The following is a 16,108-nucleotide window of genomic DNA, read 5'->3' as shown; positions in this document are numbered from 1 at the left end:
AAACCCCGGCCTCCTTACCACCCTCGGCGGCAACGGCGGGGGAGGAGAAGAGAACGGCCGGCGCCAGCGCGGCGGCAACGACGGCGGCGGAAACACGAGTCAACCTCACGGGAATGCATCAACCTTTATGTAAGAGATCAAGAAAACAACCCATCAAGGGTATGTCAACGAAACTACCGGCGGGCACCAGGTTTGCCATGGAGTCAAGTTATTCTTGCTCGTATGGAAGATTCGACGGAGTACCGCTCGGAAGTCAGAGGCTATGCGCGAGCCATGCTGAGCGGATCCATGCAGCCTTACGATGCCGCCTTGGAGATCTGGGGTCGCTCGGGCCGGCAGTGGCCGGGGGACGACGGAGACGAGGCTTGTTACTCCCTGCAGCTCATCTGGGGCGCTCTCACCGACCTGGTCGAGATCGAACCGGCTGGCGAGAAGGCGAGGATCGAGGCCCAAATGGTCGAGGCGGCCCGGGAATGGCTGACCGTAGAAGGCGACAAGAGCGCGGAAGATCGCTACTTCGACCGGTGGCTTCATGACGTGCTGGGCTACGAGAGGCCTGGCACCACCGAGACCTGAAGCAGATTGCATCGTCTTCAGTGCGCAGGTGCCCTGCCGGATGTCTTCCGGCAGGGCACCTGCGTCTATTCAGTCATCCAGTCGTTACCGGTAACTGTCTTCCGGGCGCAGCCTACTTTTTCTTGGGAAGATGCACCTTGAGATGGGCTTGCTTCTTTGATGAGGGGTTGGCCGGGAAGATGTCGATCGTCGCTCCGCCCGAGTCGGACTCCTTACGCCATTGGATCACGGTCTTGTCACCGAGGATGTAGACATCGGGGATCTTGTCTCCTCGGCTGGGCAAACGCTTTGCATCGCACCCGCAGCCGGTGGTCCAATCATCGAACGTGGTGCGCAGCTCGTCAGTGGTCTCCCGCGTCCGCACGGTCGAGTTTTCACCCTTGGGCAATTCCTTGAACTTACTCGACCACTTGCAGGTGTGAGTGTTGTGAACCAGGACCGGGGTGTTCCCCGCCGCCACGTAATAGGTGTGGATTCCGCTGACGGAGAGGTTGTAGACCTTCTGGGGTGCAGTCCACGCCTCGACGGCCGTTACCTTGACCCAGGACCCGGACGAGGTACGAAGCATCGCCCCAGGCTTGACCTCGCCTGCATCAGTCCAGGCCTGCTGGTCCTCCAGCCAGAAGGGGTGCCCCTCGGTCGCGGTGATCGTTTCAGTGGCGTCACCCTCGTTGCCGTCGGTGTCGACCGTGAGCCTGACCAAGTGCTTCTGACCGTTACCGGTGATGACATCATCAACAGGTCGGGCTTCGGTCCGGCCCGCGGCGGGGTCGGTGGCAAGGACCTTCTCTCCGACCTTGACGTCCTTGATCGGCTTGGCGGAGCCGTCGGCCATCAGGACCGGTGTGTCGGGCGTGAAGCTGTTACCGGGAACGGGGCACGGCGGGTCCCACTTCCTCCCACCGCTGAAGGCCTTCTTGATGAAGCCCCAGATCTTCTTGCCGCCCTTTGCCGCCTTGCCCCCGTTGGCGGCGCCGGCGCCCGGGGCGATACCCAAGCAGGAGGTAGCGGCGTCGACCTTCTGTCCCTCGGCCCCGTACCAGACGCAGTTCCCCGCGTTGGCCGCGTTGCTGAGCCAGGGCACGTTCGTGCTGCCGGCGGCGTCGAGCAGCAGATGTCCGCCGTCCTTGGCGAACTGCCCCCAGTCGATCTTTCCTTCCTGCGCCACGAAAGCCTCACGCAGGCGGTTGATCTCCTCCAGCTCCTTCTGGTCCTCCGCGTTCTGACGCCGCTTCGCAGCCTCCTTGTGCTCAAGGTCGAGATAGGCGGTCATGGCATCCGTGGCGGCCTTGTCGGCCGCGGCGGAGTCCTTGCCGGCCGCCTCGGCGGAGGCGCGGGCCTCACTCGCGGCGGTCCAGGCCTCGTCGGCCGAGCCACGCGCGGCGCGGGCCGAGTTCTCGGCCAGGGCGGCGGAGACCTCCGCCTCGTCCGCGGCGCGCTGGGCGTCTGCCTCGGCGGCGCGGGCCTGGCGCGCCGACTCGGCGGCCTGCGCGGCCGACGCCTCGGCTTCCTTTGCGGACTGTGCGGCCTGTTTGGCGTACTTGTCGGCTTCCAGGGCGGACGCCGCAGCCTGCTTGGCGTACCTGTCAGCATCGTCGGCAGCCTTGGCGGCGCGGGCCGCCGACTCGCCGGCCTTGGCAGCATTCTGCTGTGCCGTGGCCGCGATGCCCGCGGCCTCGGCGATCAGACGCTCGACCTGGGCGACGTGCGTGGCGGCGAGCTTGTCCTTGCGCTGGGCCATGTACTGGCCCGACACGATGAAGTCGTGCAGGAGCTGCGGTGGGCCTTCGAGGGCGATCCTTGCTGCGGCCTTGAGCTCGGGACCACCGGTGCTGATCAGCTGCATGGCACGGACCCGCTCATCGGCTCCACGCGCCGTGTACTGCCCCTTGTTCAGGAACTCCTGCAGCTTGGCGGGGGAACCGTCCTTCAGGGCTTGCTTGGCCGCCTCCTTCACTGACGGACCGCCGAGGCTGTTGACCTGCATCACCTTGACCCGGTAAGCAGCTGCCGCAACGTTGTGCTGCCCGGACACCAGGAACTCGTGAGTTGCTTCGGTTCCCTCCTCGAGCGCCTTCTCCGCCGCCTGGCGGACCGGCTCCGAGACACCGTCCTCCGCCACGTGCTCGACGCGGGCGTACTCGTCCTGCGCCAGCGCGGCCTTCCAGCCGTTGCGTACATAGTCACGCACTGCCTGATCGGAGCCTGCGAGGGCAACCTCAGCAGCGGCCTGGCTCCAGGGACCGCCCGTCCGCAAGGTCAGCATCGCCACCTTGCGTCCCTTGACAGCCACGTCATTGAGATCGACGCTCGACGCAGCGGCTTCACCGGCCAGACGGGTCGCCTCCGTGGCAAGCTCCTTGGCCTCCTTGGCGGAGCGCTCCTCTTCGGCCTGGCGCTCGTCGTCGGCTGCCTTGAGGTCCTTGGCCTGCTCGATTGCGGCTGCAGTGCGGGTCTTCAGGTCCTCGGCCTCGGTCTTGCGTGCCAGATCGTGGACCTCGCGGGCCTTCTTCACTGCGGCGGTCGCCTCGTCAGCGGCGTCCTTGGCGGCCTTCGCGTGCTTTTTGGACTCGTCGGCGGCCTTGGCCGCCTCGCCGGCATGCTTGGCAGCTTCGTCCGCAGCCTCCGCGGCTGCCCGGGCGTGCTTGGCAGCGGAAGTGGCAGCGTTGCGTGCCTCGTATGCGGCGCTCGCGGCTTGACGCGCAAGGGCTGAGGCCGCATTGGCCGCACGAGTCGCCTCACGGGCATGTCGCCTGGCCTGAGCTGCTGCGGCAGCGGCCTCTTCCGAGTGCGCTCCGGCCGCGTCCGCAAAACCGCTGGCCTCGGACGCGGCGTTGGCTGCCTCGTCCGCGTTGGCGCCGGCGCTGGCCGCCGCGTCGGCCGCGTTGGCGGCTTCGTTCGCCGCGACACCTGCGTACTCGGAGGCCTCGGCAGCCTTTTCGGCGCCCTTGGCGGCAGTACGGGCATCTTCGGCGGCCTTGCGCGCCGCAGATGCGTTGGAGGCATCCGACGCCGCGTCCGCCGCAGCACTGCGCGCACGGGCCGCGGCTTGAGCCGCGCCCGCAGCAGCGGCCGCAGCCTGTGAGGCAGCGCTCGCGGCGATGCGTGCGGAGGCATTGGCCGCCCGGGCTGCGCTGATCGCCTGCTGAGCGGCTTGGGCGGCGCCCTTCGCCGCGTCCGCCGCGCGGCTGGCCGCGCCGGCGGCCTTGTTCGCATCCTTACGAGCGGCTTCGGTTTCCTTCGCCGCCTTCTGAGCGGCTTCCTTGGCGAGCTGGGCCGCGGCGACCGCACGGTCCGACGCGGCCTTGGCGGCCTCGGTCTCACGCTTGGCCAGTACGCCGGCTTCCTTGGCCAGATCCGCCAGCTGCTCCACGGTGGCACGTTCCTGGTCCCGGTCGCGGGCGACGTACTGGCCCACCTCCAGGAATTCCTTGGCGTCCTCGGGGGAGCCCTTCAGGGCGACCTTGGCCGCCTCCTTGGTTGCGGGGCCACCGGTGCTGAGGATCTGCATGATGCGGACACGGTCGTCCGCTCGCTGAGCGGAGTGCTGCGTCTTGTTGAGGAACTCGCGTACGTCGTCGGGCGAGCCGTTGAGGGCAGCCTTGCCGACCTCCCGCACGCTCGGTCCTGCAGTGCTCATGACCTGGAAGGCCTGAATCCGCTGGTCTGCTTCGAGCGGCTTCTCCCAGCCGTCCTTCACGAAGTCTCGTAGGTCCTGGGGTGACCCGTTCAGGGCCCGCTTCGCCGCCTCGCGCACGTTGCTGCCGCCGAGGGAGAGGATCTGCATCGTTTCGACGCGGTCGTCCTGACGAGCTGCCAGGTCCTTCTCATTGTCGAGGAAGCGCTTTACGTCCGCATCCGTGCCCAGCAATGCGGCTTCGGCCACCGCCTTGACAGCCGGGCCCCCTTCTTTCCAATAGCCGACGACGCGACCGCGGTCGGTCGCCGGAATGGGGCCGGCATCTCTGCTTTCCTCGCCCGGTTCTGCGGCACCGGCGGGACTCGTCCCAACGACGCCCGCCACGAGTGTCAGCGGCAGTATGCCTGCACACAACGCACGTATACCACGCGGCCATGTTCTACCCGCTCCGTTCGAGCGGACTCTGCGCCTCACGAAGTGCGCCTTTCTTGGTAGTTGCTTGCTGCCCAGATCGGCGGGGCGAGCATAACCGCCTCGATTGGCCGCGAGGGGTGCGTCAGCCGGTCGAACAACCTCATTCCAAGATCGTTAATAACGTCGAGGCCGGAGGATTGGCGGGTGTGTGGACCCTGGACGGTTCCAGGCATTGTGTCCGACTTGTGATCGAGTACCCCTCTTAACTCGCCTTGGTCTGTCGATGGTAGGTTCCATACCTGCCCTTTACCTGGGCTTCGCACGCGGCTTGCATCTGTTGCCGCATACACCTGGAAGGAATGTCTGGTGATCTTTAGTGCGCGCAGAATGCTGCTCGCCGGTGTCGTCGGCGCAGTCGCGGCCGCTACGGCCGTTTGCACCCTGACTGCTGCCGAGGCTGCCCCTCAGGCCGAGGATCGCGTCGTTCAGCAGTCCGGTGCGACGGATGTGACGCCGCCTTCGGCGGTGGAGGACTTCGGTTACCCGGGTGCGGACAAGATCCTCAGGGAAAAGGGCCTCAAGCTGATCAAGGGTGACGGACACATCGTTCTGACCGAGTGTTCCAGCTCGTGGAGCATGAAGGTCGAGGCCAACAGAGACCTCAACACCGTTGAGCACTGTTTCAAGGTGACGGGGAAGAAGGGGTACCTCTCCCTGGAGCTTCCGAGGTTCTTCGGCCTCTGGAACGAGGACCATGAGGTGAAGGCCACGATCACCACTGAAGGGAAGACGAAGACCGTCGACGTCCCTAAGGACGAGGTGACGTCTTTCGGTGAAGGTGACGCGAGCACCGGCTCGAAGAAGGCCACCCTGCTCGAGCTCCGCGTGACTGGTTGATCCAACTCCACTCACCGCGTCATCGACTCGCCCCCGCTAGATCATTTTTGACTCACCGCGTTCTGAGGAATTGAATCGTGTTTCGCACAGCTCCACGCACCGTGTGGACAGCAGGAATTCTCACGGCCACTGTTGGGGCCGGCGTGCTGACCGCTGCCCCCGCGAATGCCGTCGTCGGTGACGTCGCCAAGAGCGGAACGTACGCCTTCACCGCGAAGCTCGACATCGGTGGCGGCAAGCGCAGCTGTACTGCTGCTCTGGTCGAAAAGCAGTGGCTCGTCACCGCCACTAGTTGCTTCGCAGACGACTCCGCTCAGGGCGGCAAGGTGGCCCCCGGAGCCCCCAAGCTGAAGACGACCGCCACCATCGGTCGTACCGACCTCTCCGATGGCGCCGGTCAGGTCCAGGACGTCGTGGAGCTCGTCCCGCGCGAGGACCGCGACCTGGTGATGGCCAGGTTGGCCAAGCCCGTCACCGGCGTCACTCCCGCCGAAATCGGCTTCAAGCCGCTCGCGCAGGGCGAGGAGCTGCGTGTCGTCGGCTATGGCCGTACCAAGGACGAGTGGGTGCCGGACAAGCTGCACTCGGCGAAGTTCACCGTCGGTGCCCTGCGGGACGGGGCGGTCGAGCTGGCCGGAGCGAGCGCTGAGGCCGCCGTCTGCAAGGGCGACACCGGTGGTCCCGCCTTCCGTGAGGTCGGGGGCCGCTACGAGCTCGTCGGCGTCAACAGCGCTTCCTGGCAGGGCGGCTGTTTCGGCAATGAGGACGAGACCCGCAAGGGTGCCGTCGAGGCGCGGGTCGACGACATTGCCGGGTGGGTTCAGTCCGTGTCCTCGCGTACGCTGCTGCCGCGCTCGAACTGGAAGTACGCCGCCCACACCGCGTCCGGCTACTTCACCGGCGACTCCCACAACGGCAAGCGCCGCATGGACCTGTTCGTCGTCTGGCAGGACGGCGAGGCCACGCTCTTCCAGGGTGCCGACCACGACGATGCGAAGCAGCCCTTCTCCGCCGAGTACAAGATCGCCGACAAGGGCAGCTACTGGCGGGACGCCCGCGCCGTCACCGGTGGCCGGTTCACCGAGAGCGGTTCCGACGGCATCACGGTGCGCTGGGCCAGCGGCAAACTCTCGACGTACACCCACGTCGACGAGAAGGGTGTCCACGACGAGAAGACCCTTGCCCGCAGCGACTCGTGGAAGAACGCCCGTCTCATCACGGCCGGTCGTTTCACCGCCAACGCCCTGCGCGACGATCTGCTCGTGCTGTGGGAGGACGGCTCCACGTCGATGTACTCCGACACCGACGTCAACGGGGTGAAGAAGGAGAGCCAGCTGACGAAGGCGGACAACGGCTGGAAGAACGCCGTGTCCATCGCCGCCGGTGAGTTCACCGGCAATAAGACAGCCGACCTCCTCATCCGCTGGAACGACGGTCAGGCGCAGCTCTTCCCGGGTGTCGACACCGACGGGTACCACGGCAGCCGGATCACCGTCCGGCCCGTCGGTTCGGCGTGGAAGAACACCCGGACGCTGACGGTGGGTTCCTTCACCGCCCCCGGCAAGGCTCCCAACGACCTCCTCATCGGGTGGAACGACGGCAACGTCAGCTACTACCCGGGCATCGACGCCGGCGGTACGCACGGCGAGGTCCAGCTCGTCGGCTGAGTCCGGCGCTCCCTCATGTGTCCGGTCGCCGCCGCCTCCCCGCGGCGGCGACCGGATCTGTGACTCTCGAGGAAAGACACATGAACCGCACTCGTTCGCGCGCAGCGTGGGCAGCCGGCCTTCTCACCACTGTCGTCGCGGCCGGCGCACTGGGTACGGCCCCCGCACACGCCGTCATCGGCGACGTGGCCAAGGACGGCCAGTACGTTTCCACCGTCGAACTCGACATCGGTGAAGGCCTGCGTGCCTGCACCGGCACGCTCGTGGACGAGCAGTGGGTGCTGACCGCCGCCAGCTGCTTCGCCGACACCGCGCAGCCGGGCGGCAAGGTCACCGCAGGCGCGCCCCAGATGAAGACCCGGGCGACCGTCGGCCGGGCGGACCTCGCCACCGAGACCGGGCAGGTGCGGGACGTCGTCGAGCTCGTCCCGCGTGACGACCGCGACCTCGTCATGGCACGGCTCGCCGCTCCCGTCGCCGGTGCCGAGCCCGCAGCACTCGCTGCCGCCGCTCCCGCCAAGGGCGACGTCCTGCGGGCCGCCGGCTACGGCCGTACGAAGGACGAGTGGGTGCCGGACCGCGTGCACTCGGGTGCCTTCGGCGTCGATGCCGTGAAGGGCACCGGCCTCGACATCACCGGCAAGGACGGGGCCGTTTGCAAGGGCGACACCGGCGGGCCGGTGTTCCGGGAGCGTGACGGACGCCAGGAGCTGGTGGCCGTCAGCAGCACCTCCTGGCAGGGCGGCTGCTTCGGCAACGAGGGCGAGACCCGCAAGGGTGCCGTCGCCAGCCGGGTCGACGACGTCGCCTTCTGGATCCAGCAGGTGCGTGGTCTGCCGAAGCGCTACGCGACGACCACCGGTGACTTCGACGGTGACGGCAAGGCCGACGTCGCCATGCTGACCGACTACGGTCCGGCGAAGGACGGCCGGGGCCGTGCGGCGCTGTGGGTCCACACCGCCACCGGCGAAGGGTTCCGGGAGCCGCGCGCCGTGTGGGACACCGGCTCCGACAGCTGGCGGTGGGACGCCGTCAAGCTGACGTCCGGTGACTTCAACGGTGACGGGAAGACCGACATCGGAGCCCTGTACAACTACGGCAGGACCGCCGACGGCCTCAACCGGACCGGTCTGTTCACCTTCACCAGCAACGGCAACGGCTTCAACGCACCCGTAAGGGCCTGGGAGAGCGGTTCCAGCACCTGGAAGAGCTGGAACTGGGATGCCAGCAAGGTCGCAGCCGGCGACTTCGACGGCGACGGAAAGACCGACATCGCCGTCCTGTACAACTACGGCAAGAGCGGATCCCGCAACGAAAGCGGCCTGCTGACCTTCACCAGCACCGGCAGCGGCTTCGCCGAGCCCCGCAAGGCGTGGGAGAGCGGCTCCACCAGCTGGAACTGGAACAGCAGCAAGATGGTCGCCGGTGACTTCAACGGTGACGGCAAGAGCGACATCGCCGTCCTCTACGGCAACGGCACGACCTCGGACAGCCGCAACGAGACGGCGCTGTGGCTCATCGCCGACAACAGCAACGGCTTCGTCGAGCACCGCAAGGTCTGGAACAGCCTGACCTGGGAGGGCCGCAGCTGGAGCTGGGAGGCCAGCAAGGTCGTGGCCGGCGACTTCGACGGTGACGGCAAGGCCGACATCGCCGTCCTGTACAACTACGGCCCGGTCTCCGGCAAGAACAAGACGGGCCTGTGGGTCTTCTCCGGCACCAAGGACGGCCTCACCGACCCGCGAAAGGTCTGGGAGAGCGGCACCTCGGTCGACAGCTGGACCTGGGAAGCGAGTGAGCTCGCCGCCGGTGACTTCAACGGTGACGGCAAGGCCGACATCAGCGTCACGTACGACTACGGGCAGGGCGCCGACGGCCGTACGGCGACCGGACTGTGGACCTTCACCAGCAACGGGAGCGGCTTCAACGCTCCCGTGAAGGTCTGGAACAGCGGTCTCAAGCGCTGATCCGTCCCGTGGGGCCGGCGCCCGGAGCGCCGGCCCCGCAACCCGTTCACCAGCAATCCCAGGACACCGCACCCCATGAAGTTCGTACCGGTGAAGCTCGCCCCCGCCTTTCTCCTCACCCGCCGTGCCCGCCGGGGGCTGTGCGGGGCCGCGCTCGCCGCCTCGTTGACGACGGCCGCCGGGGCGGGGCCGCTCACCGCCGATGCCCGGCCGGCCGCGCCCGGGCCGGACAGCGCGCAGGCGGCGCCGTCCAGGGGCGTGCCCGACCTTGTGCTGCCGGACCTGCGCAAGTCCGCTGGATCCGGGCTGTCCACCGGTGGTGAAGCCGGTATTCCGGCCACCGCGTTGGACGCGTACAAGAAGGCCGCCCAGGCGCTGGCCGCGAGCCAGCCGGGGTGTCGCATCCCGTGGGAGCTGGTCGCGGGGATCGGGCGGGTGGAGTCCGTGCACGCTTCCGGTTACGGGCTGCGCACCGACGGGTCGACGGAGCGGCCGATCCGGGGGCCGCGGCTGGACGGGAAGCAGTTCGCGCTCATCCGCGACACCGACGGCGGGCGCTGGGACGGGGACACGGAATACGACCGTGCCGTCGGCCCCACCCAGTTCATCCCCTCCACCTGGGTCACCTGGGGCGCCGACGGCAACGGCGACGGGGTCAAGGACCCCAACAACATTTACGACGCCGCCCTCGGCACCGCCCGGTACCTCTGCGCGGGCGACCGGAACCTCACGGACCTCGCCGACCTCGACAAGGCGATCCTCAGCTACAACAACTCGCGGGAATACGTCAACGCCGTCCTGCAGTGGATGCGGACGTACCAGGGCAGCAAGGTCACCGCCCTTCCCGACGATGCCCCGGCCGTTCCACACCACCCCGACCCGGCGGACGGGCGGTCCGGGGCTCCCACCCGCGTGGTCGTACGGACCGCGGCGACCACCGCGTCCGTTGAGAAGCCGACGCCGACGCCGACGCCGAAGCCGACGCCGGTGCCCACGCCCGAGCCCCGGCCCGAGCCCGACGTCCGTACCGTCACCCGTCTTGTTGCTCTCGGGGAGCAGAGCCGCGACGCCGAGACCGGACAGGACCTCGACCAGGTCGCGCGCGTCCGGGCGAGCAACGCCCGCGGCGACGCCGTCGCCGGAGCCGACGTCACCTTCGAGATCGTCGGGGCCGCCACGGATGCCCGGTTCCCCGAGCACGGTGACGCCACGACCGTCACCGTCACCACCGACGCCCAGGGCATCGCCGTCGCGCCGCGGCTGCGCGTCGGTGACCGGCCGGGCGGTTTCGTCGTCAGGGCCGGCACCGCCGGCAAGGAGGTGACATTCCGGGTGAACGCCCGGCTGTCCGCCACCGCCACCGCCGATACCCTGGCACGGGTCGGTGAACAGGCCCTGACAGCGCCGGCGAACGGCGCCTTCGCCGAGGGTCTGCGGGTCAAGGCCACCCGCTACGGCCAGGCCGCCCTCGGCACCGTCCTCACCGCCACCTTCCTCACGAGCAAGGACAACGCCGCCGAGAACACCCTCGGCCCGTACTTCACCGACGCCTCCGGCAAGGCCGTCCGCACCCTCGTGCTGCCGCCACCCGGCACCGATGGCGTGATCGCCCTGCCGGCGATCCACGCCGACGGGCACCCGGGCACGTACGTGCTGCGGCTCGCCACCGCCGACGGCGTCGTCCTGGACGTCGAGCTCACCGTCACCGCGTGAGCGTCACTGCCCCGCGTTCTCCGCGCTGTTGAGGGCCATGACCATCACCGCGCCCGTCATGACGAGGCGGTCGGTCAGGGCGTCGAGTTCGCGGCGTTGTTCGTGGGGGAGGTGCCACTCCTCCCACCAGGTGGTCTGTTCCTGGGTCGGGGGTGCCTGCCATTCGGCGGCCCAGTCCTGGGCGAGGCGGGCGGCCAGGGGGGTGGCCGTGCGGGCCAGGGTGGCGTAGGCGGTGAGGAGGGCCACCATGTGGCCGTCGGCGAGCCAGGGGCGCCAGCCGGCCAGGAAGGCGTCGGCGAGCTGGGCGACGTCCTCCAGCCAGAGCACGTGCTGGGTCACCCAGCCCTGGGGCGAGGGGGAGGGCGGCATGGCCGGAAGCAGGCGGGGATCCAGGGCGTCGCGGTGGGCCAGGAAGTCCCGGGCGAGACTCAGTTCGAGGTCGGCGGGGGTCCAGGTGCCCTGGTGGAGGGCGCTGGCGGCGGCATCGACGGCTTCGACGGCGTGGCTCATTCCGATACCGTACGCGCTTGGCGTCAGCGGCCGCGGCGGGCCTGGCGGCCGGCGGCCAGCCAGGCCGTGCGCAGCCGTTCGTAGACGTCGCGCTCGGCGCTGGTGAGGGTGCGTCCGGCGCGGGCGGCCAGGAAGGTGCGGATCTCGGCGTTGAGCTGCTCCGGGGTCGGGGGCGTGAGCGTGTTGCAGGACATGGCCACAGGCTACGAGGGCCCACTGACACCGGGTGCCACTGTGCGTGCATGTTTGCGGAACGCTCATCGAATGGTCATGAAGGGCCCCCGGCCCCTTAGTCCTTCCTTATGCCGGAAGCCTCACTCCTCCCCCGGGCCCCCGGCCCGGGTCGGCCGTCGCCGTCATTCCTCCGCCGGCCTGCGCAGCCGCGCCACGAACTTGTAGCGGTCCCCGCGGTAGACCGAGCGCACCCATTCCACCGGGTTGCCCTCCGCGTCCAGCGAGTGGCGGGAGAGCATCAGCATGGGCAGGCCCACGTCCGTGCCGAGCAGGCCGGCCTCGCGGGGGGTGGCCAGGGAGGTTTCGATGGTCTCCTCGGCCTCGGCGAGGCGGACGTCGTAGACCTCGGCCAGTGCGGTGTAGAGCGAGGTGTACTTGACCAGGTTGCGGCGCAGCGCCGGGAAGCGCTTGGCCGACAGGTGGGTGGTCTCGATGGCCATCGGTTCGCCGCTGGCCAGCCGGAGCCGTTCGATGCGCAGGACGCGGCCGCCGGCGGTGATGTCCAGGAGTGCGGCGAGGCGGTCGTCGGCGGTGACGTAGCCGATGTCGAGCAGCTGCGAGGTGGGCTCCAGGCCCTGGGCGCGCATGTCCTCCGTGTAGGAGGTCAGTTGGAGGGCCTGGGAGACCTTGGGTTTGGCCACGAAGGTGCCCTTGCCCTGGATGCGCTCCAGCCGGCCCTCGACGACGAGCTCCTGCAGGGCCTGGCGCACGGTCGTGCGCGAGGTGTCGAACTCGGAGGCGAGGGTGCGTTCGGGGGGCACGGGGGTGCCGGGGGGCATGGTTTCGGTCATGTCCAGCAAGTGCCGTTTGAGGCGGTAATACTTGGGAATGCGCGCGGTCCGCGCGCCTCCCGCGCCGCCGCTCTCCGCCGTACCGCCCTCGGTCGCCATGGCGTGCCTTCCCGACTCCGATGGTCCTGCTGCCGTCACCGGCTCCTCCGTCCGTAGCGGTCACATGGTGGCACGGGCATGGCCCGGGATGGCCGGAGATGCCCCCGGCCGGTGCCGAGGTGTCGGTCCGGTAACGGAGCCGAGGCGACTCTTATACACCCTTGACACCCCAAAAGGTCTAGGCCAAGCTGCGGGCACTGGTCTAAACCATTAAAGACCACAGTCGGTCCTTGAGGGAGAGTGCCGTGAAGCGAGGGCTCATAGCGGCGACGGGTGTCGCGGCCATGCTGGTGAGTGTTGCTGCCTGTGGGTCCAGCGACAGCGACAAGGAAAAGGCCGCGGACGGTTCCAAGGGCAAGACCCTCACCGTCTGGTTGATGGATGGCTCGAATCCGGCGGGTTGGACCAAGGCCGTCCAGGCCGAGTTCGAACAGAAGACCGGGGCGAAGCTGGACATCCAGGTCCAGAAGTGGAACGGGATCCAGCAGAAGATCACCACCGCCCTCTCCGAGTCCAACCCGCCGGACGTCCTGGAGATCGGCAACACCCAGACCCCCTCCTACGCCCAGACCGGCGGCCTCGCCGAGCTCGACGACCTGAAGAAGGAGATCGGCGCGGGCTGGACCGAGTCCCTCAACAAGGCGGCCGTCTTCGAGGGCAAGCAGTACGCCGCCCCCTGGTACGCCGCCAACCGCGTGGTCATCTACAACAAGCGCATCTGGGCGGACGCCGGCATCAAGGACGTGCCGAAGACGCGCGAGGAGTTCTTCAAGGACCTGGAGGCCATCCAGAAGAAGGGCGACGCCGAGCCGCTCTACCTTCCCGGCCAGAACTGGTACTTCTTCGACGGCCTGACCATCGGCACCGGCGCCGACCTGGTGAAGAAGGACGGCAAGAAGTACGTCTCCAACCTCGCCGACCCCAAGGTCGGCAAGGCCATGGAGATCTACAAGCAGTACCAGGCCTTCAGCAAGGCCCCCAAGGACAAGGACGAGGCCACCCCGCAGCAGGCCGACGTCTTCGCCAAGGGCAAGACGGGCGCGTTCATCGGCATGGGCTGGGAGGCCCAGACGGCGATCAAGGCCAACCCGCAGATCGAGAAGGAGATCGGCTACTTCACCATCCCCGGTGAGAGCGCCGACAAGCCCGAGGGCGTCTTCCTCGGCGGCTCCAACCTCGCCGTCGCCGAGGGCAGCAAGAAGAAGGACCTCGCCCAGGAGTTCCTGAAGATCGCGCTCTCCGACAAGAACGAGGCGGCACTCGCCAAGGAGGTCGGCTCGATCCCCAACAAGGACGCGCTGCTGACCAACCTCAAGGGCAACGCCGCCGCCGAGGCCGCCGCGCCGGCCGCCAAGGGCGGCGGCACCACGCCGCTGATCCCCGAGTGGGCCAACGTCGAGAACGCGCCCAACCCGGTCAAGGCGTACATGACGGCCGTCCTCGAAGGAAAGTCCCCGGCCGACGCCGCCCAGCAGGTCGAGGCCGAGATGAACAAGCGCCTCAGCCAGAAGCAGTAGCTCAGAAGCAGTAGCCCAGAAGCAGGAGCTCACAAGCAGGAGAGCGGCGGATCCGGCCCGGGCCCTCGGGCCCGGGCCGGCTCCGCATACCCACGCACCACCGTTCCACAGATCCACAGATCCACAGGTCCACAGGGAGAAGGCGGACGACGATGTCAGCGCAGATCGAGGAGGTGCCGGCCACCGCGCCCGCGCCTCGGACCGGCAAGGGCACCGCGCCGCCGCCCCGCCGCGGCCGTGAGCGCGCTGCCGGCAGCGTGCCGTACCTGCTGATCCTGCCCACCGTCGCGCTGACCGTGCTGCTGCTCGGCTGGACGATGGTCAAGAACGGCCTGCTGTCGCTGCAGAACCTCAACAAGCGCCAGCTGATCCGGCACGTCACCGAGTGGACCGGCCTCGACAACTACTCCGACGTGCTGCGCAGCACCGAGTTCTGGCACGTCACCGGCCGGACGGTGCTCTTCACGGCCGCCAACGTCGCCCTGATCATGGTGCTCGGCTGTCTGATCGGCCTGCTGCTGGCCCGGCTGGGCGGCAAGGCCCGCCTGCTGCTCTCGCTCGGCCTGGTCCTGGCCTGGGCGATGCCGGTCGTCGCCGCGACCACGGTCTTCCAGTGGCTGTTCGACCAGCGCTTCGGCGTCGTGAACTACCTGCTCGACACCCTCGGCGCGCACTCCATGGCCGGCTACAACTGGACCAGCGGACAGCTGTCCACGTTCTTCGTCATCACCGTGCTGATCGTCTGGCAGTCGATCCCCTTCGTGGCGATCAACCTCTACGCGGCGACGACCACCATCCCCAAGGAGCTGTACGAGGCGGCCTCCCTGGACGGCGCGGGCACCTGGAAGAAGTTCACCTCCGTGACCTTCCCCTTCCTCAAGCCCTTCTTCCTCGCCACGACCTTCCTCGAGGTCATCTGGGTCTTCAAGGCGTTCACCCAGGTCTTCGCCATCAACGAGGGCGGCCCCGACCGGCTCACCGAGACCCTGCCGGTGTACGCCTTCGCCGAGGGCATGGGCAGCCAGCACTTCGGCATGGGCGCCGCCATCTCCATCCTGACCATCGTGATCCTGCTGGGCCTGACCGCCTACTACCTGCGCCTGGTGCTCAAGCAAGAGGAGGACGACCTGTGAGGCGCCCGCTGATCGGCCGCGTCTGGCCGCCCGTGACGGCGTGCGTCCTGTTCGTCGTCTTCGCCTTCCCCGTCTACTGGATGTTCGCCACGGCCTTCAAGGCCAACAAGGACATCGTCGGCGACACCCCCGTCTGGTTCCCGGCCAGCCCCACCTTCGAGCACTTCGACAAGGCGGTGGCGGCGGACGGCTTCTGGACGTTCGTGGGCAACTCCCTCACCGTCACCCTGGTCGCCGTCGGGCTCTCGCTCGTCATCGCGCTGCTGGCGTCCTTCGCCATCGCGCGCATGCGCTTCAAGGGCCGCAAGGGTTTCGTCCTGGTGATGATGATGGCGCAGATGGCCCCCTGGGAGGTCATGACCATCGCGTACTACATGATCGTGCGCGACGCGGACATGCTCAACAGCCTGCCGCCGCTGATCGCCATCTACACCGTCATGGTGCTGCCCTTCACCGTCCTGACGCTGCGCGGCTACGTCGCCGCCGTGCCCAAGGAGCTGGAGGAGTCCGCCATGGTCGACGGCTGCACCCGGCTCCAGGCTTTCCGGAAGGTGATCTTCCCGCTGCTGGCGCCGGGCGTCATGGCCACGTCGCTGTTCGGCTTCATCACCGTGTGGAATGAATTCCCGATGGTCCTCATCCTCAACAAGGACCCGGGCGCACAGACGCTCCCGCTGTGGATCACCGGATTCCGCACCACCTTCGGCGACGACTGGGGCGCCACCATGGCCGCCTCCTCGCTCTTCGCCGTACCGATCCTCGTCCTCTTCGTCATCCTGCAGCGCAAGGCGGTCGGAGGCCTCACCTCCGGCGCAGTGAAGGGCTAGGGCGTGTCCGGTGGATCTCCGTCACGCGGCACCACGACGCCCCGTAGGGGCGCGGGGCAGCGTCGATCTGCGGCTGCCGCCGCGTGGGCGCGATCGGCCACGACGGCCCGCAGCCGACGCGCA

Annotated in this window: 12 protein-coding genes; 8 read left to right on the top strand and 4 right to left on the bottom strand. The window is 68.3% G+C overall.

Annotated elements, in window-relative coordinates; translation table 11 throughout:
- Positions 1-222 precede the first annotated feature (222 nt).
- Positions 223-576 carry a hypothetical protein gene (locus ABD361_RS24830; protein ID WP_344438136.1) on the top strand — a complete coding sequence of 118 codons (354 nt, stop codon included), beginning with the start codon at positions 223-225 and terminating at the stop codon, positions 574-576.
- A gap of 112 nt (positions 577-688) precedes the next feature.
- Here the strand turns inward: ABD361_RS24830 and ABD361_RS24825 are convergent, their stop codons facing one another.
- On the bottom strand, positions 689-4,600 hold the full coding sequence (locus tag ABD361_RS24825; RefSeq protein ID WP_344438135.1) for a polymorphic toxin-type HINT domain-containing protein: 3,912 nt from the start codon (positions 4,598-4,600) through the stop codon (positions 689-691).
- Positions 4,601-5,017: 417 nt separating this feature from the next.
- Between ABD361_RS24825 and ABD361_RS24820 the strand changes: the two genes are divergently transcribed.
- The 4 genes from ABD361_RS24820 to ABD361_RS24805 all read left to right on the top strand — a co-directional run bounded on the left by ABD361_RS24820 (position 5,018) and on the right by ABD361_RS24805 (position 10,874).
- Positions 5,018-5,527 (top strand): hypothetical protein, encoded by a 510-nt coding sequence (locus ABD361_RS24820; RefSeq protein ID WP_344438133.1) that lies wholly within the window; start codon positions 5,018-5,020, stop codon positions 5,525-5,527.
- 143 nt (positions 5,528-5,670) lie between these two features.
- Complete coding sequence (locus ABD361_RS24815; protein ID WP_344438131.1) at positions 5,671-7,194, top strand: S1 family peptidase; 1,524 nt, start codon at positions 5,671-5,673, stop codon at positions 7,192-7,194.
- A gap of 80 nt (positions 7,195-7,274) precedes the next feature.
- A complete protein-coding gene (locus ABD361_RS24810) occupies positions 7,275-9,161 on the top strand; it encodes an FG-GAP-like repeat-containing protein (protein ID WP_344438129.1) in 1,887 nt (628 codons plus the stop codon).
- 75 nt (positions 9,162-9,236) lie between these two features.
- Positions 9,237-10,874 carry a lytic transglycosylase domain-containing protein gene (locus ABD361_RS24805; RefSeq protein ID WP_344438127.1) on the top strand — a complete coding sequence of 546 codons (1,638 nt, stop codon included), beginning with the start codon at positions 9,237-9,239 and terminating at the stop codon, positions 10,872-10,874.
- 3 nt (positions 10,875-10,877) lie between these two features.
- On the opposite strand, the gene ABD361_RS24800 is transcribed toward ABD361_RS24805, so the two are convergent.
- The 3 genes from ABD361_RS24800 to ABD361_RS24790 all read right to left on the bottom strand — a co-directional run bounded on the left by ABD361_RS24800 (position 10,878) and on the right by ABD361_RS24790 (position 12,508).
- The gene (locus ABD361_RS24800; protein WP_344438124.1) at positions 10,878-11,384 is read right to left on the bottom strand and encodes a hypothetical protein; all 507 of its coding nucleotides are present in this window, start codon (positions 11,382-11,384) and stop codon (positions 10,878-10,880) included.
- 23 nt (positions 11,385-11,407) lie between these two features.
- On the bottom strand, positions 11,408-11,578 hold the full coding sequence (locus tag ABD361_RS24795; RefSeq protein ID WP_344438123.1) for a hypothetical protein: 171 nt from the start codon (positions 11,576-11,578) through the stop codon (positions 11,408-11,410).
- 162 nt (positions 11,579-11,740) lie between these two features.
- Entirely contained in the window at positions 11,741-12,508 is a 768-nt protein-coding gene (locus ABD361_RS24790) for a GntR family transcriptional regulator (protein ID WP_344438121.1), read from the bottom strand.
- 245 nt (positions 12,509-12,753) lie between these two features.
- Here ABD361_RS24790 and ABD361_RS24785 point away from each other — a divergent pair, with 245 nt between their 5' ends.
- The 3 genes from ABD361_RS24785 to ABD361_RS24775 all read left to right on the top strand — a co-directional run bounded on the left by ABD361_RS24785 (position 12,754) and on the right by ABD361_RS24775 (position 15,985).
- Positions 12,754-14,025, top strand: coding sequence for an extracellular solute-binding protein (locus ABD361_RS24785; protein ID WP_344438119.1), 1,272 nt, complete (start codon positions 12,754-12,756; stop codon positions 14,023-14,025).
- Between the two features lie 152 nt (positions 14,026-14,177).
- Positions 14,178-15,158, top strand: a complete 981-nt coding sequence (locus tag ABD361_RS24780) for a carbohydrate ABC transporter permease (protein WP_344438117.1) — start codon at positions 14,178-14,180, stop codon at positions 15,156-15,158.
- Positions 15,155-15,985 carry a carbohydrate ABC transporter permease gene (locus ABD361_RS24775; RefSeq protein WP_344438115.1) on the top strand — a complete coding sequence of 277 codons (831 nt, stop codon included), beginning with the start codon at positions 15,155-15,157 and terminating at the stop codon, positions 15,983-15,985. The genes ABD361_RS24780 and ABD361_RS24775 overlap by 4 nt, the downstream gene beginning before the upstream one ends.
- Positions 15,986-16,108 lie beyond the last annotated feature (123 nt).

Origin of the sequence: Streptomyces luteosporeus, from assembly GCF_039532865.1 — a bacterium.
Lineage (GTDB): Bacteria > Actinomycetota > Actinomycetes > Streptomycetales > Streptomycetaceae > Streptomyces > Streptomyces luteosporeus.
This window is presented reverse-complemented; position numbering and strand designations above follow the sequence as displayed.

What these genes read in the sequence shown, in the direction of transcription:
- ABD361_RS24830 (WP_344438136.1), top strand. Translation starts at nt 223, where the DNA reads ATGGAAGATTCGACGGAGTACCGCTCGGAAGTCAGAGGCTATGCGCGA.
- ABD361_RS24820 (WP_344438133.1), top strand. Translation starts at nt 5,018, where the DNA reads ATGCTGCTCGCCGGTGTCGTCGGCGCAGTCGCGGCCGCTACGGCCGTT.
- ABD361_RS24810 (WP_344438129.1), top strand. Translation starts at nt 7,275, where the DNA reads ATGAACCGCACTCGTTCGCGCGCAGCGTGGGCAGCCGGCCTTCTCACC.
- ABD361_RS24805 (WP_344438127.1), top strand. Translation starts at nt 9,237, where the DNA reads ATGAAGTTCGTACCGGTGAAGCTCGCCCCCGCCTTTCTCCTCACCCGC.
- ABD361_RS24800 (WP_344438124.1), bottom strand. Translation starts at nt 11,384, where the DNA reads ATGAGCCACGCCGTCGAAGCCGTCGATGCCGCCGCCAGCGCCCTCCAC.
- ABD361_RS24795 (WP_344438123.1), bottom strand. Translation starts at nt 11,578, where the DNA reads ATGTCCTGCAACACGCTCACGCCCCCGACCCCGGAGCAGCTCAACGCC.
- ABD361_RS24790 (WP_344438121.1), bottom strand. Translation starts at nt 12,508, where the DNA reads ATGGCGACCGAGGGCGGTACGGCGGAGAGCGGCGGCGCGGGAGGCGCG.
- ABD361_RS24780 (WP_344438117.1), top strand. Translation starts at nt 14,178, where the DNA reads ATGTCAGCGCAGATCGAGGAGGTGCCGGCCACCGCGCCCGCGCCTCGG.